Source organism: Streptococcus sp. Marseille-Q6488 (genome assembly GCF_946902925.1).
In the GTDB taxonomy this organism is placed as follows: Bacteria; Bacillota; Bacilli; order Lactobacillales; family Streptococcaceae; genus Streptococcus.
The window spans coordinates 1-24,818 of record NZ_CAMPPZ010000022.1; the positions used below are offsets into that span (position 1 = coordinate 1).

At 40.1% G+C, this 24,818-nt stretch carries 25 protein-coding genes; 1 reads left to right on the top strand and 24 read right to left on the bottom strand.

The genetic code is table 11. The features are described 5' to 3' along the window. Positions 1–123 precede the first annotated feature (123 nt). From nusG to pbp2a, 4 genes are read right to left on the bottom strand one after another with little or no spacing between them, the layout of a single operon-like run. Entirely contained in the window at positions 124–660 is a 537-nt protein-coding gene (nusG, locus tag OVN23_RS09525; protein ID WP_000376739.1) for a transcription termination/antitermination protein NusG, read from the bottom strand. 54 nt (positions 661–714) lie between these two features. Further along, on the bottom strand, positions 715–891 hold the full coding sequence (gene secE, locus OVN23_RS09530) for a preprotein translocase subunit SecE (protein ID WP_001210991.1): 177 nt from the start codon (positions 889–891) through the stop codon (positions 715–717). Positions 892–900: 9 nt separating this feature from the next. Further along, positions 901–1,053 carry a 50S ribosomal protein L33 gene (gene rpmG, locus OVN23_RS09535; RefSeq protein WP_014017356.1) on the bottom strand — a complete coding sequence of 51 codons (153 nt, stop codon included), beginning with the start codon at positions 1,051–1,053 and terminating at the stop codon, positions 901–903. A gap of 52 nt (positions 1,054–1,105) precedes the next feature. Next, a complete protein-coding gene (gene pbp2a / locus OVN23_RS09540) occupies positions 1,106–3,301 on the bottom strand; it encodes a penicillin-binding protein PBP2A (protein WP_173220050.1) in 2,196 nt (731 codons plus the stop codon). Positions 3,302–3,387: 86 nt separating this feature from the next. Between pbp2a and OVN23_RS09545 the strand changes: the two genes are divergently transcribed. Continuing rightward, on the top strand, positions 3,388–4,263 hold the full coding sequence (locus OVN23_RS09545; RefSeq protein WP_240147149.1) for an RluA family pseudouridine synthase: 876 nt from the start codon (positions 3,388–3,390) through the stop codon (positions 4,261–4,263). Positions 4,264–4,331: 68 nt separating this feature from the next. On the opposite strand, the gene gap is transcribed toward OVN23_RS09545, so the two are convergent. From gap to jag, 20 genes are all read right to left on the bottom strand, one after another. Further along, entirely contained in the window at positions 4,332–5,342 is a 1,011-nt protein-coding gene (gap, locus tag OVN23_RS09550; protein WP_000260662.1) for a type I glyceraldehyde-3-phosphate dehydrogenase, read from the bottom strand. 177 nt (positions 5,343–5,519) lie between these two features. After that, positions 5,520–6,821, bottom strand: a complete 1,302-nt coding sequence (locus OVN23_RS09555; protein WP_173270347.1) for an ABC transporter permease — start codon at positions 6,819–6,821, stop codon at positions 5,520–5,522. Further along, positions 6,790–7,473, bottom strand: coding sequence for an ABC transporter ATP-binding protein (locus OVN23_RS09560; RefSeq protein WP_049522022.1), 684 nt, complete (start codon positions 7,471–7,473; stop codon positions 6,790–6,792). Before OVN23_RS09560 ends, OVN23_RS09555 begins: the two co-directional genes overlap by 32 nt. Positions 7,474–7,788: 315 nt before the next feature. Beyond that, positions 7,789–8,709, bottom strand: coding sequence for a helix-turn-helix domain-containing protein (locus tag OVN23_RS09565; protein ID WP_023945661.1), 921 nt, complete (start codon positions 8,707–8,709; stop codon positions 7,789–7,791). Between the two features lie 123 nt (positions 8,710–8,832). Then, positions 8,833–11,484: a bifunctional acetaldehyde-CoA/alcohol dehydrogenase gene (gene adhE, locus OVN23_RS09570; protein ID WP_267241027.1), complete on the bottom strand. Its 2,652-nt coding sequence runs from the start codon at positions 11,482–11,484 to the stop codon at positions 8,833–8,835. Between the two features lie 298 nt (positions 11,485–11,782). Further along, complete coding sequence (locus OVN23_RS09575) at positions 11,783–12,193, bottom strand: MORN repeat-containing protein (RefSeq protein ID WP_020902388.1); 411 nt, start codon at positions 12,191–12,193, stop codon at positions 11,783–11,785. Then, positions 12,180–12,623, bottom strand: a complete 444-nt coding sequence (locus tag OVN23_RS09580; RefSeq protein WP_112445379.1) for a low molecular weight protein-tyrosine-phosphatase — start codon at positions 12,621–12,623, stop codon at positions 12,180–12,182. The genes OVN23_RS09575 and OVN23_RS09580 overlap by 14 nt, the downstream gene beginning before the upstream one ends. Before the next feature lie 46 nt (positions 12,624–12,669). After that, a complete protein-coding gene (yajC, locus tag OVN23_RS09585) occupies positions 12,670–12,969 on the bottom strand; it encodes a preprotein translocase subunit YajC (RefSeq protein WP_000445810.1) in 300 nt (99 codons plus the stop codon). A gap of 116 nt (positions 12,970–13,085) precedes the next feature. After that, positions 13,086–15,062: a transketolase gene (tkt, locus tag OVN23_RS09590; RefSeq protein ID WP_262081183.1), complete on the bottom strand. Its 1,977-nt coding sequence runs from the start codon at positions 15,060–15,062 to the stop codon at positions 13,086–13,088. Between the two features lie 113 nt (positions 15,063–15,175). Next, positions 15,176–16,267: an L-ascorbate 6-phosphate lactonase gene (ulaG, locus tag OVN23_RS09595; RefSeq protein WP_001134228.1), complete on the bottom strand. Its 1,092-nt coding sequence runs from the start codon at positions 16,265–16,267 to the stop codon at positions 15,176–15,178. Between the two features lie 111 nt (positions 16,268–16,378). After that, complete coding sequence (locus OVN23_RS09600; protein ID WP_262081182.1) at positions 16,379–18,052, bottom strand: BglG family transcription antiterminator; 1,674 nt, start codon at positions 18,050–18,052, stop codon at positions 16,379–16,381. Between the two features lie 119 nt (positions 18,053–18,171). Next, positions 18,172–18,351: a hypothetical protein gene (locus OVN23_RS09605; protein WP_262081181.1), complete on the bottom strand. Its 180-nt coding sequence runs from the start codon at positions 18,349–18,351 to the stop codon at positions 18,172–18,174. A 108-nt stretch (positions 18,352–18,459) separates the two neighbouring features. Beyond that, the gene (locus OVN23_RS09610) at positions 18,460–19,164 is read right to left on the bottom strand and encodes an L-ribulose-5-phosphate 4-epimerase (protein ID WP_262081180.1); all 705 of its coding nucleotides are present in this window, start codon (positions 19,162–19,164) and stop codon (positions 18,460–18,462) included. A 1-nt stretch (position 19,165) separates the two neighbouring features. Further along, entirely contained in the window at positions 19,166–20,029 is an 864-nt protein-coding gene (locus tag OVN23_RS09615) for an L-ribulose-5-phosphate 3-epimerase (protein ID WP_262081179.1), read from the bottom strand. A gap of 3 nt (positions 20,030–20,032) precedes the next feature. Then, complete coding sequence (locus tag OVN23_RS09620) at positions 20,033–20,698, bottom strand: 3-keto-L-gulonate-6-phosphate decarboxylase UlaD (RefSeq protein WP_262081178.1); 666 nt, start codon at positions 20,696–20,698, stop codon at positions 20,033–20,035. 16 nt (positions 20,699–20,714) lie between these two features. Further along, positions 20,715–21,200, bottom strand: a complete 486-nt coding sequence (locus OVN23_RS09625) for a PTS sugar transporter subunit IIA (protein ID WP_262081177.1) — start codon at positions 21,198–21,200, stop codon at positions 20,715–20,717. Positions 21,201–21,247: 47 nt separating this feature from the next. After that, positions 21,248–21,529, bottom strand: a complete 282-nt coding sequence (locus tag OVN23_RS09630) for a PTS sugar transporter subunit IIB (protein ID WP_173262322.1) — start codon at positions 21,527–21,529, stop codon at positions 21,248–21,250. 23 nt (positions 21,530–21,552) lie between these two features. Further along, on the bottom strand, positions 21,553–23,010 hold the full coding sequence (locus OVN23_RS09635) for a PTS ascorbate transporter subunit IIC (protein ID WP_262081176.1): 1,458 nt from the start codon (positions 23,008–23,010) through the stop codon (positions 21,553–21,555). A 118-nt stretch (positions 23,011–23,128) separates the two neighbouring features. Then, on the bottom strand, positions 23,129–23,764 hold the full coding sequence (locus OVN23_RS09640; RefSeq protein ID WP_262081175.1) for a ribonuclease P: 636 nt from the start codon (positions 23,762–23,764) through the stop codon (positions 23,129–23,131). A gap of 50 nt (positions 23,765–23,814) precedes the next feature. After that, positions 23,815–24,801: an RNA-binding cell elongation regulator Jag/EloR gene (gene jag, locus OVN23_RS09645; RefSeq protein ID WP_262081174.1), complete on the bottom strand. Its 987-nt coding sequence runs from the start codon at positions 24,799–24,801 to the stop codon at positions 23,815–23,817. Positions 24,802–24,818 lie beyond the last annotated feature (17 nt).

The window sequence follows — 24,818 nt, forward strand, 5'->3', positions numbered from 1 at the left end:
CATAATCTTCCCCTTTCTAGATACAGTCTAACAGATTCAGAAACACTTTTGGCACATTTCCTCCATTCTGCACCCTTTAGATCCTCAACTGCACAAAAAAGAGAGGACAAGCCTCTCTCAGGGTTATAATTCTGCAATTTGGTTTAGGTTTACTTCTGCAACTGTGTCATTACCAAACATAGAGATAATCATTTTTACTTTGTTATTATCAATTTCTGTAATCTTACCAGTGTAGTCTGCAAAAGCACCATCAATAATACGTACAGTTTGACCAACCTCAACATCGAAATCAAATTCTTGAACAGTTTGTCCCATAGATACCAAAATGTCACGAATTTCTTGTTCCAATAATGGAGTTGGTTTTGATCTGTTCCCGTGTGATCCGACAAATCCTGTAACATTTGGTGTGTTTCTAACAACAAACCAAGCTTCATCTGTCATGACCATTTCTACAAGAACATAACCTGGAAAGCGATTTTCCTCTACTTCTTTTCTCTTTCCATTTTTTTCAACTTGCACTGTTTGTGTTGGAATTTCAACGCGTAGAATATTATCCAACATATTGTAGGTTTGTGCACGTTGTAATAGATTTTCTTTTACCTTATTTTCATAACCAGAATAAGTTTGTAAGACAAACCATCCTTTATCAAAACTATCCATGATATTTCCTTTCATAAATAGAAGATTTCTAGTGTAATTAACTCCACTAACCTTCTAAAAAATGTTAATAAATCGAATCAAACCTGAAACAATCAACTGGTCAAAAATGTAAATAATTACTACAAAGAAAGCTGTGTATTCCATGATAGAACGAAAATCTCTCCAGCTTTCCTTGCGAGTTGGCCATGTTGTGTCTTTAAGAAGTCTAAAAATATCTCCAATAAAACGCATCGCTCTCTCCTATCTCGTTTCTCTGTGTGTAGTGTACTTACCACAATGCTTACAAAATTTATTTACTTCTAGTCGTGTAGGCTTGGGGGTTCCACTAATCTTGATTGAATAGTTTCTCGAACCACAAACCGCACAAGCTAGGCTTGCTTTTTTTAGTGCCATAACGCCTCCATCTTATCTATTATAACAAGAAAGCTAGGCTTTGACAAGCATCTTAGCGAAATAGATTGACTACCGAATCCCATATTGTTTGAGCCTTTTCCTTAATCTTCGCATCCGAGATAGCCCGACTAGCCTCATCTACTAGACTTTGCGCACGTCCTCGAATATCAGACAAATTATCATCTGTCTGGCTATTATCATTGGTTTGTACTTGTCTTTTTGTATTAGCTGGTGCAATTCCGTTTTTCTTATATGCATTTTCAACTGTGAAGGTACTTCCTGGTGTATAAGGTAAAATGGTATTTGCAATATTCCTAAAGACATGGGCTGCACCGTTTGAAGTAGATCCTGCTAGATAGTGATTTTCATCAGTGATCGGAAAACCAAGCCAATGACTAATCACCACATCCGGAGTATAACCAATCACCCACTGGTCACTTGTGTATTCCGGATTAAAAACAGCTTCGGTTGTACCAGTTTTCCCTGCCATGACATAATCTGCAGGCGATGAACTAATACCGGTTCCGTTGGTGAATGTCCCCAACATCATACTAGTCATCTTGTCAGCTACAGACTTATCAAGCACCCGTTTTTGTGAATTTTTATGGCTAGCAATAACTTGTCCACTAGCATTTTCAATTCTACTAATAAAATGAGCTTCCGGCATTAAACCTTCATTGGCAAAAACAGCATATGCTTGAGCCATTTGAAGTGGGTTGGTTTCGACACCACTTCCCAAGGCAATACCAAGAACACGGTCGACCTTTTCCATGTTGAGTCCAAATTTTTCGCCCGCCTCAAAAGCCTTATCAAGGCCCAAATCATTAACAGTGGCAACAGCAGGTAGATTAAGCGATTCTGCCAAGGCTTGATACATGGGAACTTCTCGACTCGTTTTGATCCCTGCATAGTTATCAACCTTATAGCTGTCATACTGCATGGTATGGTTATCCAAGAGCTTATTCAAAGCCCAGCCTGCTTCAACTGCTGGCGTATAAACAACTAAAGGCTTAATTGTAGAACCAGGGCTACGTTTCGATTGGGTTGCATAGTTGAAATTCCGGAATCCCGTTTTATCATTGCCAGCAACTTGACCGACAACTCCACGAACTCCCCCTGTTTTCGGTTCGAGAGCGACACTTCCTGATTGAGCAAATGTTCCATCCTCTGCCCTCGGAAATAGCACTGTATTTTCATAGACAACCTGCATATTTGCTTGGTAGTTTTGATCCAGCTCTGTGTAAATGCGGTAGCCATTATTGACAATTTCTTCCTCTGTTAGATTATACTTGGAAACAGCTTCATTAACCACCGCATCAAAGTAAGAAGGATAGCGGTAATCTGAGATTTTCCCTTCATACTTATCGTGCAATTGAGAATTCATATCAACTTCTGCAGCTTCGGTTTCTTGGTTTTTATCAATATATCCTGCTGCAACCATATTTTGTAAGACAGTGTCGCGACGATTAGTCGAATCTTGTACGGAATTCAAAGGATTATACAATTCCGGTCCCTTCAGCATCCCTGCCAGAGTCGCAGCTTGATCCAGACTCACTTCTGATGCAGAAACTCCAAAGTATTTCTTACTCGCATCTTCTACACCCCACACACCATTTCCAAAATAGGCATTGTTAAGGTACATGGTTAGGATCTGATCCTTGCTATATTTTTTAGTCAATTCTAAAGCCAAGAAAAATTCTTTCGCTTTTCTCTCAACAGTTTGATCCTGCGACAGATAGGCATTTTTAGCCAGCTGTTGGGTAATAGTAGAGCCACCACCTGAACGACCAGCAGTGACAATAGCCAAGAAGAAACGACCATAGTTAATCCCGTCATTTTTATAGAAGGAACGGTCTTCTGTCGCAATAACGGCATTCTGCAAATTTTTACTGATAGCAGTCAATTCAACGTAGGTTCCCTTTTGACCAGACAAGGCACCAGCCTCCTTTTCTTCACGGTCAAAAATGATAGTCCGAGTTTTCAAGGCGTTTTGCAAATCATTGACATTGGTTGACTTGGCCACAGCAAACAAATAGGTTCCAACTAGCAAGCCTGCACTCAAACCTAGTATAAGGACAATCTTTGTTAGATGATAACGACGCCAAAATTTTCGAATTGGACCTACTTGGGCCAATTTTTTTCGATCACTACGAGAGCGACGTAGGCTAGTAGAATCAGAGTCCTCTAGTTCACTTGTTTCTTTTTTAAAAAGAGAAAGAAATTTCTCGAATAATTTATCTAATTTCATGCGTTTATTTTATCATCTTCATCATAGGAAGACAAGAATTTAGCTATTTCCTATCAAAATAGGGGGTTTTTTGTTACAATATCTGTATGAAATTCACATTTACATTACCAGACTCTCTACCTCAAATGACGGTAAAGCAATTACTTGAGGAACAACTCCTCATCCCTAGAAAAATCCGTCATTTTTTGAGAATCAAGAAACATATTTTGATAAACCAAGAAGAAGTTCACTGGAACGAGATGGTAAGCCCTGGGGATGTTTGCCAGTTGACTTTTGATGAGGAAGATTATCCCAAAAAGGAAATTCCTTGGGGCAACCCAAACCTCGTTCAAGAGGTTTATCAAGATCAACACTTGATTATTGTCAACAAACCAGAGGGGATGAAAACCCACGGTAATCAGCCGAACGAAATCGCCCTTCTTAACCATGTCAGTGCCTATGTTGGCCAAACCTGCTATGTCGTTCATCGTCTGGACATGGAAACCAGTGGTTTAGTTCTCTTTGCCAAAAATCCTTTTATCCTACCTATTCTCAATCGCTTATTGGAGAAAAAAGAGATTTCTAGGGAATATTGGGCACTCGTTGACGGAAATATCAACAGCAAAGAACTTGTTTTCAGAGACAAAATCGGACGTGATCGCCATGACCGCAGAAAGCGAATAGTTGATACAAAAAATGGGCAATATGCTGAAACACATGTAAGCAGATTAAAGCAATTCCAAAACAAGACTTCCTTGGTTCATTGCAAACTAAAGACAGGTCGAACCCATCAAATCCGTGTACACCTTTCGCATCATAACTTCCCTATTTTGGGCGACCCTCTCTATAACAGCAATTCAAAGATAAGTCGGCTTATGCTTCATGCCTTCCGACTTTCCTTTACCCATCCACTTACATTAGAAAAATTAAGCTTCACTGCCCTTTCAGATACTTTCGAAAGAGAAATAAAAAAGAATGGATGATTGTGTCATCCATTTTTCCATATAAGAAAAGCAAGACCAAGAGGCCTTGCTTTTTATCGACTCATGAATTATTTAGCAATTTTTGCGAAGTATTCAAGAGTACGAACAAGTTGTGCAGTGTATGACATTTCGTTGTCGTACCATGATACAACTTTAACCAATTGTTTACCGTCAACGTCAAGAACTTTAGTTTGAGTTGCATCAAACAATGAACCGTAAGACATACCTAGGATATCTGAAGATACGATTGGATCTTCAGTGTATCCGTATGATTCGTTTGAAGCTGCTTTCATAGCTGCGTTCACTTCATCAACAGTAACGTTCTTTTCAAGAACTGCTACCAACTCAGTTACAGAACCTGCTGGAACAGGAACACGTTGAGCAGCTCCGTCCAATTTACCGTTCAATTCTGGGATTACAAGACCGATAGCTTTCGCAGCACCAGTTGAGTTAGGAACGATGTTTACAGCACCAGCGCGAGCACGGCGAAGGTCACCACCACGGTGTGGTCCGTCAAGAATCATTTGGTCACCAGTGTAAGCGTGGATAGTAGTCATCAATCCTTCAACAACACCAAAGTTGTCTTGAAGAGCTTTAGCCATTGGAGCCAAGCAGTTTGTAGTACATGAAGCACCTGAGATAACTGTTTCAGTACCGTCAAGAACGTCGTGGTTAGTGTTGAATACAACTGTTTTAACGTCGTTTCCACCAGGAGCAGTGATAACAACTTTTTTAGCTCCACCAGCGTGCAAGTGTTTTTCAGCAGCTGCTTTCTTAGCAAAGAAACCAGTAGCTTCAAGAACGATTTCTACACCGTCGTTAGCCCAGTCGATTTGTTCTGGATCACGTTCAGCAGAAACTTTGATGAATTTACCGTTAACTTCAAATCCGCCTTCTTTAACTTCAACAGTACCGTCGAAACGACCTTGAGTTGTGTCGTATTTCAACAAGTGTGCAAGCATGACTGGATCTGTAAGGTCGTTGATACGAGTAACTTCAACACCTTCTACGTTTTGGATACGACGGAAAGCAAGACGACCGATACGTCCGAAACCGTTAATACCAACTTTAACTACCATTAGTGATTTCCTCCTTATGAAAATCATGAAATTTTTATTGTGAAAAGAGTAACTTGAATCACTACAAATCACCTTTCAACAAACCTATTATATAACTATTTGAGTTGAATTGCAAGTACGGGCATTGTTTTTCTATGTTAGTTTCTTTTTAAGACTGTAAATCAAGGAAATCCCTTACTATTCATATCGTAGCGATTCTACAGGATCCATTTTACTAATTTTACGTGCTGGGAAGTAGGCTGAGACATAGCCAAGTAAGAGAGCGAAAGCTAGAGTTCCTAAAACAGATAACAAATTTAATTCAAAAACCTTCGTGATGGATGGGTAAAAGTGACTTACAATCACATTCGCCAAACTTCCCACCCCTTGTGCAACCAAAAATGCCAGCAGCAAGGCAATGCCTACAATCCAAATAGCCTCGTAAATAAAAATCCCTTTGACATCGCGATTTTGATAACCAACTGCCTTCATGACACCTATTTCCTTAGAACGTTGCATGATATTGATGTAAATGATGATACCAATCATGACCGCTGCTACCACAATAGCTTGTGATGAAAGTACAATCAACAATCCCTGAATGACACGAATAAAAGTAATCACAATATCAAGAACCTTCTGTTGAGAAAGAACAGTATACTTCTTGTTTTTCTGCAATTCTTCTGTTATCGCTTTTGTTTGTGATGGATCTTTGAGTTCCAAGATAAAATAAGATACAGCTTTTGTAAATCCAGCCTCTTTCAAAATCGTTTCCATTTGATGAGACGGCATGAAACTGTTGCTGTCCTCCAAGTCATCTTCATCATTGATTACACGTACAATCTTTGTTTGAAATTGAGCAGTCTTGCTAGCTTCAGCATCATTTTCTACAATGCTGGCTGAGACTGATTTGCCAATAATATCACTAGCTGTCAGATTTTTTCCTGTCTGTTCATTCCAATTTTTTAGTAAACTGCTTGGAATCGTCAATCCCTGTTCATTTGAATCAGTATAGAGGGAACCGGCTAATACTTTGTCCGCCTCATTACTACTAACAGAGATACTTGTATCCTCATAGAGACTCACCACTTGAGCATAAGAAGGCATCGTTTGACTCAGATCCATTTCTTGACCATCTATAGTAATATTTGACATGATCATCCCAAAAGGACTCTCCAAATATTTAATAGTTTCTTTGCCAACTGTATCCGTGATATAGTTCTTATCATCTTGGTTCAAAAAGCCTCGTCCAACATTTTTTGTGTTTAAAGCAATCTGAACTTGAGAAGGGATTTGACCTCCATTCGTATTTTCATCAATCATCGAAATCAATGCATTTCCCAAGCCGAAAGAAATTAAGACTCCTACAAAACCGATTGAAGTTGCTAGCGCAATCAATAGGTTACGCCACTTTCTTTCCATAAAGTTATTTAAAGAAAGCTTGAATTTATTTTTCAATGATAATCCTTTATTTTTTGACTTCTTCAACGACTTCACCATCCTTCATTTTGATAATCACATCTGCATATTCGGCAACCTCTGGATTATGGGTTACAATCAGTACTGTTTTCCCTGTTTGGGCTAATTTTTTAAATACTTCCAATACCATTTCTTGGGATTGAGAATCCAGCGAACCCGTTGGCTCATCTGCTACAATCATATCTGGCTGATTTACCAGTGCACGCGCGATTGCTACGCGTTGCTTTTGCCCGCCAGAAAGCTGTTTAACATTTTTAGCTACAAAAGGCTCCATGCCTAAGTTACTTAATTGCTCCTTTGCAATCATTGTCATCTCCCTGTCAGATAAATCTTTGACATAGAGAGGTAATTTGACATTGTCCAAGACAGACTGATGAGGAATGAGGTTAAAGTTTTGAAACACAAATCCAATCTTATCTTTACGAAATTGAGTTAGTTCAATCTCTGATAAGTCACGGAGGGATTCCCCTTTAAACTCTAAATCTCCTTCATATTGTCTATCTAAACCACTGATGATGTTTAGTAGACTGGTTTTGCCACAGCCTGACGGACCATAAATCGCTGTAATTTTACCTTTTGCAATCTGCAGGTTTATATTTCTTAGAGCCTGCTCTTGATGTTTACCGTCCAAAGTGTAAAACTTTGAAATATTTTTAATGGATAAAATGGACATTCTTTCCCCCTTATTTAAAACTGTTATCGTCATACATCATAATTATAGAAAAGCCTTCAAGCGACATCAGCACTGATTGCCACTATGAACCTACTGCTTAGAATTTTTTCTCTATTGCCTAGTTTGCTTCTGGATGTATATCAAGTAATACTCTTCGAAAATCTCTTCAAACCACGTCAACGTCGCCTTGCCGTACTCAAGTACAGCCTGCGGCTAGTTTCCTAATTTGCTCTTTGATTTTCATTGAGTATAAAATTCATTGTAACAAAAAAGCGACATTTCCCCAATGACAGAAATGTCACTCCTATAAATCATTTAATAATACCTTTCTAAGTCTTCGCTCCATTCCTTATCTAAACTAACGAGTAACTTCTCATTACCAAACATCCTCGCCATCATTTTTGCTTCTTCATACTTTTGTTTGGCTGTATCATAATCGGTATGAATATAATATTTCCACTCCACCATCAAGACAATCGGTTGCTTTTGGAAATCTCGTGTTTTTTGTCCTATTTTATTTAAGGTCTCGACTGCCCTCTTAAAATAATGAAACAGCCCCATAATTTCTATACAAGCTAAAGAAGCTAACAAGGAATCTCTAAGTAAGTCCAAACAATCGAACTCTATCTTATCAACCTGAGAACTTAGTTTGTCATGAAAACAAAGAATGGTTTCATGCTCAGATTCTTTTATCTCACCCACATTTAAACCGTCCATTAACTGACAGTTGAAATACAGTCTCAGTTTCAACAAGTCCTCGGCTTTATATACATCTCTGGATAGTAAATCTTGAAGACCGTCTTCAATCACACCACTTCCGTATAAGGAATTACTAGTCGCTCTCACTGCATCTATAGCTTGAAGACAATCCACTAGCACTTTCTCATCACGGGGCAGGTCATCATAAAAACACTCAAAAATCTCATCAAAATATTCTTCCTTTTGTTCCTGCAACTCCTCGTCTCCATAGTCAGGATGATGTAAAAGAAAGTACTTTAATTCTTGGTAACGCTTGGGTAATTCCTTATAATCTGGCATCAAGACGTAGGACGGAATTTCTAATCGTTCTGCAATATATTCTAGTGTTTTTATCGTCGGGCGAAATTCTCCTTTTTCAATCCGCACCAACTGACGCACTGATAATTCAGACTCATCCCCGCAAAAAACTGGACGACTAAGTCCTTTCTCCTCTCTTAAAAGTCGCACTTTATCCCCTAACTCATTTATCTTGTTCATTTGCCCCTCGCATGATTATTAAAGATTTGATTTTCAAATAAATATATGCGATGATTATACCATTTTTCAAATAGAATTACAAAAAAAGAGACAGGATTTCTCCTGCCTCTAGGCTGATAACAATTATTTACGGCGTCCTGGTCTTTCTTTGTAACCATAGTAAGAATCTTCGATGATTTCTTGCATGTGGTCAACCATTGGAAGACGTGGGTTAGCTGGTGAACATTGATCTTCGTAAGCAAGGAAGGCCAATTCACGTGAATGTTCTTTCCATTCTTTTTCATCAATTCCTTGTGCTTTGAAGTTCATTTGGATACCTACGCGCTCACCAAGTTCGTAGACAGCTTTTGCGTAAGATTCCACACCTTCTTCTGGAGTAGAAGCTGGAAGTCCAAGCATGCGTGCGATATCTTGGTATTTTTCATCTGCACGGTAGTAGTTGTACTTAGGCCATGTTGCTGTCTTAGCTGGACGTGTACCGTTGTAGCGGATGACGTATGGAAGCAAGATTGCATTTGTACGACCGTGGATTGTGTGGAATTGCGCACCAATCTTATGAGCCATTGAGTGAGAAATACCTAGGAAGGCATTAGCAAAGGCCATACCAGCGATTGTTGAAGCGTTATGCATTTTCTCACGTGAATGGAAGTCTGCGTTCTTAACTGAGCTTTCAAGGTTTTCAAATACAAGCTTGATTGCTTGAAGTGCAAGTCCGTCAGTGTAGTCGCTAGCCATTTGTGATACGTAAGCTTCAGTCGCGTGGGTCAATACGTCCATACCAGTGTCCGCAGCAACAAATCCAGGAACTGTCAATACCAAAGCAGGGTCTACAATTGCCACAGTTGGTGTCAATGAGTAGTCAGCGATTGGGTATTTACGGTTATTTGCTTTATCAGAGATAACGGCAAATGGAGTTACTTCAGATCCTGTACCAGATGTAGTTGGGATCGCGATGAATTTAGTCTTCTTACCAAGCAATGGGAATTTGAAGGCACGTTTACGGATATCCATGAATTTTTGGACAAGGTCACGGAAGTCCACTTCTGGTTGTTCGTAGAAGAGCCACATTACTTTAGCAGCATCCATTGGAGATCCACCACCGAGAGCGATGATTGTATCTGGTTTGAAGGCACGCATAATCTCAGTACCACGATTTACAGTTGTGATATCTGGATCTGGTTCTACATCAGCAAAGATTTGGTAAACAACCTTATTGCGACGAAGGTCAAGTTGTTCGATGATACGATCAAGGAAACCAAGCTCTACCATGGCATGGTCAGTAACGATCATGACACGTTCAACGTCACGACATTTTTGAAGGTATTGAATTGAATCGCGTTCAAAGTATGTTTTTGAAGGAAGTTTCATCCATTGCATGTTATTTCTCCGTCTTCCGACTTTTTTGATATTCAAGAGGTTAATGGCACTAACGTTATCCCCAACTGAGTTGCGTCCGTAAGAACCACATCCAAGTGTCAATGATGGCAAGAAGGCATTGTAAACGTCCCCGATACCACCGAAAGTAGAAGGTGAGTTACAGATAACACGAATAGCTTTAACAGCTTTACCAAATTCTTTAGTCAATTCTTCGTCAGCTGTGTGGATGGCTGCTGAGTGCCCAAGACCGTTAAATTCAACCATTTGACGAGCTTTGGCAATACCATCTTCGCGACTTTCAGATTTCAAAACTGCGATAACTGGTGACAATTTTTCACGAGTCAATGGCTCATTTTCACCAACTTCTTTACATTCTGCAGCAAGAATGTTTGTTCCTTCTGGAACTGTAAATCCTGCTTGTTCTGCAATCCAAGTTGCTGGTTTACCAACGATGTCAGCGTTCAATTTTGCACCCGCACAGTTTTTGCTGTTTGCTTTCACGCCGAAGCAGAACTCTTCAAGAAGTGCTTTTTCTTTTTTGTTTACAAAGTAAGTGTGGTAAGATTTGAACTCTGCTACAAATTCATCGTAAATTTCTTTATCAATGATAACCGCTTGCTCTGAGGCACAGACCATACCGTTATCAAATGATTTAGACATGACGATATCGTGTGCAGCTTGGCGGATGTTAGCTGATTTTTCAACATAAGCTGGAACGTTACCGGCACCTACCCCAAGAGCTGGTTTACCACATGAGTATGCGGCTTTAACCATGGCATTACCACCAGTTGCAAGGATTGTCGCAACACCTTCGTGGTTCATAAGGGCACTTGTTGCTTCCATAGATGGTTGAGTAATCCATTGTACACAGTTTTCAGGAGCACCAGCTGCTATAGCTGCATCGCGAACGATACGAGCTGCATGAGCTGATGACTCTTGAGCTGATGGGTGGAAGGCAAAAACGATTGGATTACGAGTCTTCAATGAAATCAACGCCTTAAAGATTGCTGTTGATGTTGGGTTTGTTGTAGGAGTGATACCACAGACAACACCAACTGGTTCAGCAATAAGAGTCAAACCTGTTACATCGTCTTCTTCGATAACGCCAACTGTCTTAGTGTGGCGCATGTTGTTTACTACGTGTTCACAAGCAAACAAGTTCTTAGTTGCTTTATCTTCAAATACACCACGTCCTGTTTCTTCATAGGCATGTAAAGCCAATTCTCCGTGGGCATCCAAAGCTGCCACTGACGCTTTAGCTACGATGTAGTCAACCTGCTCTTGATCCAACTTACGCATTTCTTCAAGAGCAACTAGAGCTTTTTGCACCAATCCATCGACATGCTTTTCAGCAGCGAGTTTCTTTTCCTCTGGTGTCACAGTTTTTTTATCAGCCATATTTTCCTCCATAGCTTTCAAGGATTCAATCCCTTGTTAATTTTTTCACAAGTTTATTATAACGCATTATTTCAATTTTGTAAACAGTTTCACAAACATTTCACAAAGAATTTTTAGCACCTTGTGAAATCTTTCTCATTTTCTTTGCTTATCAAGTTTTTTCTTTAGAGTTTGTGAAATTTATTTCAAATATTTTTTATTTCACAAACTTACTTGGAAGGGGGACTTGGAAAGAAAGGGATTTGCAGGTAAGCGCTTACCTGAACATTCTAACAATACCTCCTTTGATAAGGAGGCTTTATTTTTGTTGAAAAACGCCTTGTTTAAAAGTCCCTTCATAAACGACTTCTTGTTCTGTTGTTAGTTTTCCTTTTCCTTCAGCCTGACCATTTACAAAATCACCTTCGTAGGTCCAGCCTTCTTTGGATTGAAAGGTGCCTTTTCCGTTGAAGGCTCCATTGTTGAAACCACCTGTATATTGGTCTCCATTTTGGAAGGTAATGGTACCTTGCCCATTCATTTTACCACGGACAAGACTGCCATCGTAAACAATCGTTCCATTATCAAGCTTTAGAACACCTTTTCCGGGAATATTTAGAAAAAAGACGAGTACAGCACAGAAAACAATGGTAACTACTGCCAAAAGCTCTAAACGTGGACGAGTCAGATAGACACGATACTTTTCGTAAAAATTCTTAAGATTTTCCACCTTCACTCTCCTTTTCTAAACGTTTTAACCAAGCTTGACAACCCTCCTGAACACGCTGATAGGTTTCCTCAAAATCTCCTGTATACCAAGGATCTGGAACACTTTCAGATGCAAATGAGTAAATCTTATCTTGACAGTCTACTGGACACATCTGACGTAAGTCAGAAACATTTGAAGCATCCATGCCGATAATATAATCAAAGGCTTCAAAATCTTCCTTACTAATCTGAAGCGATGTTTTGGCTTTGTTATAAGGAATCTCATACTCTTGAAAAATCCCTTGAGTTCCCTTATGAATCGGATTGCCATGTTCCCAAGAAGAAGTCGCTCGACTTTGGATTTCATAATTATCTGTCATTGATTTCATCACAAACTCGGCCATAGGGCTGCGGCAAATATTTCCTAGACAGACAAAGACTAATTTTTTCATCCCATTTCCTTTCTTTTATAGAAAAACGGGAGTTCGTAATCCCGTCTTATTTTTCAATTGCACCTTCGAGTGAAGCTGTTTCTTTAAGTGGTAATACGGTCTTGATAGCAGCTAGTTCAAACGTCAAGTAAACTCCATCTACATCAAGAACAATTGTTTTCTTCTCCGTATCTACTTCATCGACTGTTCCATAAAGTCCACCGATTGTAATCACTTCATAGCCTTTTTGTAGTTTATTCAAGCTTTCCATACGTTTTTGCGCTTGTTTCTTTTGAGAGCGTTGCGTAAAGAACATCAAGCCCACCATAGCCACAAGAATGATTAAAAATGTATATTGTGATTCCATTATATTCTCCTTTGTCTTTTACATAGGACTACTATATCAAATTTCGGCTACTTTTACAAGATTGTACCTTACTTTTCTGGTAAGAAAAACCAGAGCTTACGCCCTGATTTTTAGGATTATTTCAAGTTTTGAACCACTTTTACAAGATTTTCTACAGTAAAGCCATATTCTGCCAATACTTTTGGTGCTGGGGCAGAGGCTCCGAAGGTATCAATACCGAGAACGGCACCATCGAGACCAACGTATTTGTACCAGTTTTGACTTGCACCCATTTCGACTGCAACACGACGGCGAACTGCATTTGGAAGAATTTCTTCCTTGTAAGCTACATCTTGTTTATCAAAGACATCTGTAGATGGCATGCTGACTACGCGGACTTTTTCACCTTGACTAGCCAATTCTTTGGCAGCTGAGACAGCAAGATTGACCTCTGAACCTGTCGCAATCAAGATGGTATCAAAGTCTGCTGCATTTTCATAGACAACATAGGCACCTTTTGCAACCTTGTCGAAGTCTGTTCCCTCTTCAACAGTCAAGTTTTGACGTGTCAAGACAAGGGCAGTTGGTGTTTTCTCACTTGTCACTGCAAGGTACCAAGCTGCTTGCGTTTCACGCGCATCTGCTGGACGGAAAACGTTTAGATTTGGCATGGCACGAAGACCTGCCAAATGTTCCACCGGTTCATGCGTTGGACCGTCTTCTCCAACTGCGATTGAATCGTGGGTAAAGACATAAGTCACAGGAAGACCTTGCAAGGCTGACAAGCGGACAGCTGCCTTCACATAGTCAGAGAAGACGAAGAAAGTTCCACCGTATACACGAAGTCCACCATGAAGGGCCATCCCGTTCAAGATCGTTCCCATTGCAAATTCACGAACACCAAACTGAATGTTACGGTTCAAGCGATTGGCATCGTCTTGAAGTCCGTCAGTTTTGATATAAGTCATATTTGAGTGAGCTAGGTCAGCTGATCCACCTAGGAAGGTTGGTAACTTAGCTGCCACAACATTCAAGGCATCTTGGCTTGAATTACGAGTTGCTTGAGAGAAACCATTTTCTAAAGCTGGGAAGTCTGCTGGAGTCACTTCAACTGGATCACGTCCATCAATAATGGCTTCTACTTCTGCAGCCAATTCTGGATGCGCTTCTTTATAATCAGCAACTAATTTTGTCCAAGCTTCATAAGCTGATGCGCCACGGTCTGCAACATGTTCTTTGAAATCATCATATACTTGTTCTGGGATTTCAAATGGTTCATAGTCCCAACCAAGTGCTTGGCGAGTTGCTGCAGTTTCATCTGCTCCAAGAGGAGCACCGTGTACAGCATTAGTTCCTTGTTTGTTTGGAGAACCGTATCCAATCACAGTCTTCACTTCAATCAAAGATGGTTTGCCTGAAGCTTTAGCTGTTTCGATAGCAGCTTGGATTGCTTCCAAGTCTGTTCCATCTTCAACCAAGGCAGTATGCCAACCGTAGGCATTGTAACGGTCACGAACACTTTCTGTAAAGGAATCTTTTGTCTCACCATCCAAGTTGATGTCATTTGAATCATAAAGAACAACCAACTTGTCTAGTTTTTGCAAGCCTGCGTATGAAGCCGCCTCACTTGAAACACCTTCCATCAAATCTCCGTCTCCACAAATAACGTAAGTGTAGTGGTCAAAGATATTGTAGCCTTCGCGGTTATATTTGGCTGCCAAGAAACGTTCTGCTTGGGCAAAACCAGTAGCAGTTGAGATCCCTTGACCTAGAGGACCTGTCGTAGCATCAATCCCTGCTGTATGACCAAATTCTGGGTGACCAGGTGTTTTTGAACCCCATTGACGGAAGCTCTTGATCTCATCCATACTGACATCTTCAAAGCCAGAGAGGTGAAGAAGGGCATACAGGAGCATTGAACCATGTCCTGCTGAAAGAATAAAACGGTCGCGGTTAATCCAGTTTGGTTGGGATGGATTGATACGAAGTTGTTTTGTAAAGAGGCTATAAGCCATCGGAGCTGCTCCCATAACCACACCTGGGTGACCTGAGTTGGCTTTGTTGATAGCGTCAATACCTAGGAAACGGATTGCATTAACAGATAGATTTGACATAGAATTTCCTTTCTATTTGAGGTGATTATTGGATCACACATTCTATTTTACTATTATATGAAAATTATCCGTATCATGCAACATACGGATAACCTCCAAGGAATATTTTTATATTATAGCAAAGCTTTAAATTGAATGTTGGAGTCTTGTTCAAAACAATCATCAAAACCACGTGGATGATGGTATTCTACTAAGTGTTGATCTTGAGGATAAGTGTATTTACCGCCAACTTCCCAGATAAATGGATGGAAATCGTATTGCAGACGATCTTTTCTCATTTCCCATAATTCTAAGATTTCATTTGTAGAAGCCATAAAGTTAGACCAGATATCATAGTGAACTGGGATAATGACTTTAGCACGTAGATTTTCTGCCATACGAAGAAGATCGATAGAGGTCATTTTATCTTGGATACCTACTGGATTTTCACCATAGTTATTCAAAGCAACATCAATTTTAAAGTCTTTACCATGTTTTGCAAAGTAGTTTGAGAAGTGAGAATCTGCACCATGATATATAGTTCCACCTGGTGTTTCAAAGACATAGTTAACAGCCTTTTGAGCCATTTCTTCATCCGTAACAGCTAGTCCGGCAAGTTCACCGCCTGTCTCATCAGCACCGTTCACTGGTAGAGTAACCAAGCAAGTACGGTCAAATGATTCTACTGCATGAATCTTCATATCTTTTAATTCGATAGTGTCACCTGGTTTAACAACGATGATACGTTCTTTTGGAACACCCCATCCTTCCCAGATTCGTCCACAATGGTAGGGACCGATAAACTTAACATGCTCTAACTTAGGATTGTTGAGAATTGCTGCAGCTGTGTATGGGTCGATATGGTCACTATGAAAGTGTGAAACCAAGTAGTAGTCGAGTTCGTTGATAGCAAATGGATCAATAACCATTGGCTGAACACGCAAGTTTGGTTGCAACTTACGAACACCTGCCATATTTGCCATTTGATGCCCTCGAACCATATCTTTCACTTTTTTAGTTGATTTTCCACGATTTGACCAAAGATCCATAACAACGTTAGCACCACCTGGTGTCTTAATCCAAGTACCACAGTTGCCTAGCCACCACATGGCAAAGTTACCTTCAGGTACGACTTCTTCTTCGATTTCTTCGTTCAACCAGGTTCCCCACTCTGGAAAAGTAGCTAAAATCCATGACTCTCTTGTAATTTCTTTGACGTTTGGCATATGTTGCCTCCTTTGGATATAATTGTTATCTTTGAGATTAGTATACCACCCTTCAAAACACTAAAAAAGACCAAGAAAAACACAGGTTTGTGTTCATCATTGGACTGTCCTTCAAATATCTTCCAAAAAAGCTTGAACTACTATTTCTTGATTTATAAGTGTTTGAACCTCTTCTTGGAACTTACTAGCCAACTTACTGTCTACAATATAAGACGAAATAAGACTAGAAAGATTTTCACTGAAACTTTTGCTCTCATTACGAAATATATTGTGTTTAAGATAGTCTAGCATTTTCAAAATATCTTCTGCTTCAAGGATAGGATTAACCCTTAAAATCGGAAATCTGCTATCCAAATCATCATTAGTAGTAATCACTACATCAACTTGTGCAATATCTTCCACACTCTTAAATTGTTCTGTTGTAAATACAGTACCAATTTGCTCATTCGGCAAATAAAGCCGGCATTGCTTCAGCAAGAGTTTCGAAACCCCGACACCTTCATCACAAACAAGATAAATTTTTTTCATATCATTTTGAGAAGAAGGAGTATACTTCAGAAATCCTCCAACATGAATAGTGAGATAGGCAATATCATCGTCTGTTAGTCGAACAAACCATGTCCCCTCTAAAATTTCTGCAGATTTTCTAGTAACTGAAAATAATTCTCCATACTTAGATCGAATTTGCTTGGTCAGTGGATTTTTAGAAAAGATACCATAAGTTTTTCTAAACAACAAAGCCTTACAATGGATGATCAAATTCCGTAATAAGTCTTCCTTGTTTTCAATTTCCATCCTAACTTGCGACTCAAAATACCAGATAAATTCCTCTAGAGCAAGCTTCAACTGCCGAAAATCATCGCTCTCTGCATGGATATCCAAATCCTTACGATAGGAGAGGAGGAGAACGGCTACGAGGGAAACCTCAAGTTCTGACAAGGAAATCCCAAACTTCTGAAACAAACGTTCTCCTAATTTCTTGGACACTTGATACTCAATTCGTTTTCTTATCAAGGAAAACTCTTTTTCTATCTCCTGATGCCGTTCCTGATATCGCACCACATTATTACAACTCAACAGCAAGTAAGGAAGCACCTGTAACATAAAAGTGACTTCATGATGGTTTATTTTCTTTCCTAAATCTTGTTCAACCAGGGGAACCTGTTCCTTAAAAAATCGATGCATCTCAACAGAAAGGAAATACTCATCCTCTAGTCTCTCTTTCATCTTATCTTCTAAGATGGCAATAAACGTTGCATTTTCCTCCATAAAGATATGATATAAAAGCGATTGAAGATACTGAATTTTGTTGAGAGGATGGGCATGAAGGTAATAACCCTGCGATTTGCTAACTTGCAAGGTCACCTGGTACTGCTCCAAGGTCAGTTGGTAGCGGATGGTATTTAAATCATTGAGAACCGTATTCCGAGACACTTCTGTCAAGTCCATCAATTTTTCAAGTGTGATACGTTCTTTAGAAATACCTATCCAAAGTAACATCATTTGCATCCGCTCTTTCCCGCTCATAACATAATCATAAGAATCCATCTCCGATACAAGTTGACGACAAGCGGTACGTTGCTTCTCTGTTAAGCAGATGCCAATACGAGGACGACTAACTATAGCAAGATTCTCTTGGTCTAATAACTCGTTTATCTTATCGATGTGATAATAGATTTTCCTCCTTGATTGCCCTAAATCTTTTGAAATTGTCATAATTGTTTTTGGAACTTCCTGTTTCAAAAGATATAACAATAATTCACAGCTTGTTCTATCCAATACCATATTAAAATCCCCCTACTGGTATATGATGCAGTAACAACTCTTTCTATTTTACCATATATGTCAAACAATAAATTTCAAATACACTGCTCAACACTTCTTAAAAAACTTCTTTTATACTCTTATACTCTGTAAACCAGGTCAGCGTCGCCTTGCCCTAGGTATCTGTTACTGACTTGGTCAGTCTTATACACAACCTCAAAGCAGGGTTTTGAGCTGACTCTATCAGTCTTATCTGCAGCCTCAAAGCAGGGCTTTGAGCTATCTATAGCTAGCTTCCTAGTTTGCTCTTTGATTTTCATTGAGTATTACCAAACCTCATCTTTAGCCCTTGACTAGTTTATCTGCCCTATCGTTTGAATACAAAAAGGAGGAGCTAGAATTCTCTTCCCATCCTCCTTCCATTGTTCTTACTTTTGACCGTAATAAGCATTTGGCCCATGCTTGCGTTGATAATGTTTTTCCAGGATGTACTGTGGAGCAGGTTCAACTCTTGGATTGATCTGTTCTGTGAAGCGATTCATCTTAGACACTTCCTCTAGTACAACAGAGTGATAGACGGCATTCTCTGGATTTTTACCCCAAGTGAATGGACCGTGATTGCGTACGACAATTCCTGGAACTTCGACCGGATTAAGACCTCGACGTTCAAACTCTTCTATGATGACCAAACCGGTGTCTTTTTCATAGGACCTTTCCACCTCATCCTTGGTCAAACTACGGGCACAGGGAATTGGACCATAGAAATAGTCTGCATGGGTTGTCCCATAGAAAGGAATATCACGCCCAGCCTGGGCCCAACCAACGGCTTCTGTCGAATGCGTGTGGACTACACTACCAATCTCTGGCCATGCTTTATATAACTGCACATGAGTCGGAAGGTCAGAAGAGGGTCGTAAATCACCTTCTAGAACCTTTCCATCTAGGTCAGTCACTACCATACTTTCAGGTGTCAGCTTATCATAGTCCACACCTGATGGTTTAATAACAATGACCCCAAGTTCGCGATTGACTTCAGACACATTGCCCCAGGTGAATTTAACCAGTCCATGCTTTGGCAAGGATTGATTGGCATCACAGACTCGTTTCCGCATAGCATTCATTACTTGATTCATCTTACATCAAACCTGCTTTCTTTATAAGTGGGTAGAGAAAGGCTTGCGCCTCTTGAATGGCTGCGCGTGTTTCTTCTACCGTTTCACAATTTTCAGACCACATTTCGATCAGGAAAGGACCATTATAATTGGTCTTCCTTAAAATATCAAAGGCTTCTTCCCAATTGACACAACCTTGTCCAAAAGGGACATCGCGGAATTGACCTTTTGAGCTTTCTGTCACTGCATAAGTATCCTTAAGATGGAGAGCTGCGATAGCATGGTGACCTAGATAGAACTCACTATAGACATCATTATGCCATGCAGACACATTACCAATATCTGGGTAAACAAAGAGATAGGGTGAATCAATCTCTTTCTCTACAGCCAAGTATTTTTCAATACTATTAATAAAGGGATCATCCATAATTTCAATAGCTAGCACCACCTGAGCTTCTTCTGCCCAATCACAAGCCTGCCTCAAATTTTTGATAAAACGTTGGCGTGTCTGAGGAGACTTTTCCTCATAGTAAACGTCGTAACCAGCTAACTGAATGGTACGAACACCCAAATCCTGGGCTAATTCGATACATTTTTTCATGAGTTCCAGAGATTTTTCCTCTAGGGCTGGATCATTTGACCCCAATGGGTAGCGACGATGACCTGAGAAACAGATAGAAGGAATCCGAACACCCGTTTCATAGATGGCTTTGACAATCTCCAAGCGTTCTTCCTTGCTCCAGTCAAGCCTTGCTAAACGCTCATCACGTTCATCAATGGACATTTCAACAAAGTCAAAGCCTAAGTCCTTGGCAAAATTCAAACGTTCCAGCCAGGTGAAGTGCCTCGGCATTGCCTTTTCATAAATTCCAATTGGACGCGCCATGGCTTACCCCCAAATTTGTTTGATTTGATCCTTGAAGGCACGCGCTGCTCCTGCTGGATCAGCGGCCTCTGTAATTCCGCGCCCTGCGATAAAGGTAAAGACATCCACTCCTTCAAAAAGTTTGAGTGTATCCACGTTCAGCCCTCCTGTAACAGATACCCGGAAGCCCATGTCAATGAGTTTTTTCACCTTGTTAAGATCTTTTTCACCCCAAGTTTCACCAGCAAGTAGCGCATCACGAGATTGGTGGTAGATTGCTTGAGAAATCCCCGCATCCAGCCAGAGCTGCGCCTGTTCAAAAGTCCAGTCTCCATATAGTTCAACCTGGATTTCACCTCTATCGCCTCGTTCAGCTTGAATGGCTTTCAGAGCAGCTTCCATTGTAGGAATGGTTGCACAACAGATACAAGTCATCCAGTCTGCTCCACGAACCGCATTGTTCTTGGCAACTGTTCCCCCAGCATCGGCACATTTGGTGTCTGCCACAATAACCTTATCTGGAAAAAGACTACGCAAAACTTCAACCAATTCACTTCCGACTTGAAGTAAGCAAACTGTTCCAGCCTCAATAATGTCTACTTCGTGACCAACAGAAACTGCTGCCTTAATCGCTCCTTGTAAGTCTGAATGATCTAATGCAACTTGTAAATTTGGTATTCTTTTTGTCATCTCTATATCCCTCTTTCTAACTTTCCAAATCCAACCCTTCAAGATAGGGACTATTTTTCGATTCTTCAATCATAGCCAAGACATCTTCCTTGGTCTGACAAGCTTGTAAACGTGCAATAGAATCTTCCAATTCAAATAAGGCAATAATCTGTGGAATAGCTACACTTGTGTGAATCTTTGAACTTGTAGCGGCCAAAGCTAATAAGACAGATACTTCTTTTCCATCCGAAAAGACAACTGGTTGTTTCAAAGTGATAAGTGAAAAGGCGTCTCGCTGTACTCCTGCCTCTGGTCTAGCATGGGGCATAGCCATACCTGGCATCAAGATATAGTAAGGCCCATACTCTTCAGTCGATTCAATAATAGCATCGTAATACTCTGGCAAAATCGCCCCACTTTCAATCAAGGGAGCTACCGCTACCTTGACTGCTTCTTTCCAGTCCGTAGCCTCTAATCCTAGTCTAATCGAATCGTTTTCAATCAATGCTTGTTTTAAATTCATATTTACCTCCTTATATAAACAAGGGAGGATGTTTCCTCCCCAATCTGCTACTCCAGTGCTAGACTCAGCTTTTCAGTAATTTCTCTATCATCCATCAAATTATCCAAGCCAATTAATTTGCCATCTGTCCGTCCATCCAATTCGTGAATTAAATGAAGGGATGCAATTACAATATCATAACCTGCTGCCAAACTTTTTGCTTCACCAACACTGCAGGAATTGACTGTAAAATCAATTTGATCTAGTTTACGCAGGGCATTCTCCACTTTCATTTTGATCACCATAGATGAACCCATACCATTTCCACATGCTGCTAATACTTTAACCATTTTACTTTCTCCTTTTCTAAAAATTATGCTTCTTCTTGTACTTCACCATTGTAGTATTTTGCCTTATCTTTTGCTTTAGCAAATTGAAGTTGAGGAATGACAAGCAAGAAGAGACATACAAGTACATAACCGACAATGCCGAGATATTTAAAGATGTATCCAAATCCAAGCCATGGGAACTCAAAGTCGATATTTCCATGGTACCCACCGTAAGATGCTAAGTCGAGAAGGGCTACACAGAGAGCTCCTAAAGCAACTTGGAGGACACCTGAGATGAAGGATAAGATAACGGCTGCTTTCCAACCACCACGCTTATCAGCGTAAACTGCAATTGCTGCATTATCAAAGAACACTGGTACAAATCCTGTAATAATAAGGATAGGGTTTTTAAAGACGATGAGCAAGACAATTGTAATCAATTGACCAATCAAACCAAAGGCAAATCCAGACAAGACAGCATTTGGAGAACCAAATCCATAAGAAGCTGCAACGTCGACTGCTGGGAATGAACCTGGCAACAATTTGTTTGAAATACCTTGGAAGGCATTTGTCAACTCAGATACGAACATGCGAACACCTTGCATCAAAACGAACAAGTAAACTGAGAAGGTGAAGGCTGTTTGGATAATGTACATAAAGAAATCTTGTTTAGCAGGATTGAATAGAGTTCCTGAAGTGATGACTTCTTTATTAGACATAATGTCTGGACCCAAGATTAAAAGAATGGCTCCAAAGAAAACGAGCATCAAAGTGGCAGATGCAACAACTGTATCGTGGAAGATTGAGAGGAACTTAGGTAATTTAAGATTGTCTAGACTTTCTTCTTTCTTACCAAAACGTCCTGCTACTTTATCTACAAACCAGATTGCAAACTGTTGTTGGTGACCAATCGCAAATCCGCCACCACCAGTCAAGCGTTGAGTTGCTTCAACAGTCATATTTGAACTAACTGCCCAGTAAAGACCACAGATGATACCGATAGCTGCTGTACCATAAGCATTACGCAATTGTGGGACTAAGAATAGAACCATAAGAGATACAGTCGCAGCTTGTTGGACCATGATGTGACCAGTAATAAAGAGGGTTCTTACCTTCGTAATCTTGCGAAGAGCCACAAGCAAGATATTTATTCCAAAACCAATCAATAGAGCTGTAGTTGCAGTTCCAACAAAATCTGGAAACTCTGCCGCAATTTTGTTGTTTGCTGCAGCAAGTCCAAAGTAAGGGTCGATAACCGCTGCACCAATTTGGAATTTGTAGTTAAGAGCTGCCAAGATTGGGCGGAAGGTTGTAACCAAGCCACCAGCACCCACGTTGAGCAACATATACCCTACTGTTGCTTTAACGAAACCTGAGAAAACGTCATGAGCAGGTTTTTTCAAAAGTGCATATCCTATTAGCACCAATAAACCTACGAAAAATGCGGGATTCTGCAAAATATTGCTAGAAAACCAATTTAGAACACTTGAAACAACTTCCATAATTGTTCTCCTTTTGAATTGTTTTTGTAAGTTTATTATATACTTTGAAAGCGGAAACAAAAAGACCAAGAATTACACAGCGGACTGTTCACTCTTGGACTGTATGATTTACGATATTTTACGGATTATCTAATTTTCTCGTAGCTAGATAATAGGGAAGAATTTTAGCATAAGATTTCAATAGACCTTCTACGATTTCCTCTTCAGATGAATTGGCAGTCACAGGAACATCTGCCTTCACTAAAACTTTGCGAACTTCCTGATGGGATAGTTTTTCTCTTAACACTTGTCGATTTTCCTCAGTAGCCTCCCATCTTTGACTTTGACCATCAGAGTAAGCTAGATAATAAATCCCTTCAACGGTTGGAAGTTCTAAAACTTTGGTCTGCTTGTCTAAAGTTCGATCATCCTTCTTACGTTCGATGAAACTGACCTCTAAGGAAATACCAAAATCAGAAGGATTCCCGTACAAACGTAAGGCTAGCATAGGCTCTGTTACTTGTCCGTCTCTCTGTAGATAGACCCAGAAATGTGGTCGCAAACGTTGCGCTTGATTCATCCACTGGCTAGTCTGTTGGAGTTGCCATTCTGGATGACTTGCTTGAAAGGCTTTGGCTAGCTCTGTAAAAGCCTTTCGAGCCTCTTGGCCTTTGTGGCGCAATTCCAGCATTTTCTCTCGCTCTGCTCCTGCTTTATCAGGATTACGGTACTGCAAACCAGCAAAGTCTAAATAATCTCTTATCTTATTCAACATTAGTTTCATCTCCTCTAGCTAGCAAAAAATCAGGTCAAGCCTGATTTTACTTATTCTGTATCTACAACGACATAGCGATTTGGCTCGTCACCTTCAGAGTAACTGGTCACGCCATCCATACGTGAAATAATACGGTGGATAATCTTGCGTTCGCTATTTGACATTGGATCCGTTTGATGACTGCGACCTTCTTCTAAAACACGAATCGCCAATTTTTGCGCATAGGTCTGCAAGACTTCTGCACGGTGTTCAACATAATCATTGACATTGATAGTAATGTAGAAGGTTCTTGAATAGCGGTTATAAAGATAATTTTGAGCCAACAGCTGCAAGGCCTTCAAGACTTTACCGTGGTAGCCGATAATACGACCTGGTTCGTTAGTGTCAATTTGCAAATTGATACTACGACGGTTATAATCATTTGAAAGTGTGGCTTCAACATCCATGTCATCCACAATTGCTTGAACATAGGCAGTCACATCCGTAGCCACCTGGGCAATATCAAAGCTCGGTTCAACTTTCAAGCCCATCTCTGTCAAGTCTTGATTTTCAGTTTGGTCTTGCTCAGTTTCAAGGTCATCAGCGCCCGCTTCTTCCCTCATCGCTTCCTCGATTTGAAGCTCATTTAAAATCTCAATGTGACCAGTTTCTTCTAAGATAGTGCTGGCATGTCTTTCATGTTTTAAGATTTCAGCCTTGACTTCATCAGAAATACCTTGGCCTCCCTCTTCAATCTTTTTAATTGCTTCTACAACATGCCCCAAATCAACAGTTGCTTCACTGACTGTTTTAACAGGCTCATTCAAATCATTGATTTGTTTTGGAACTCCCTTTACAGCTTGTTGGTTTGCTTTTACAACAGTCGTTTCACTAATCGCTTCAATATCCACTTGGGCTGGTTTTTTACCAAATAAACCAAGAAAGCCTTTTTTCTCACGAGAAATGACTTTAATATGTGCCTTCTTCCTTGGAATATCTAATTCTTTCAATCCTTTTTGGATTGCTTCTTCAACAGTTGAACCTGTAAATACTACCATTACCAGATTCCTCCTTA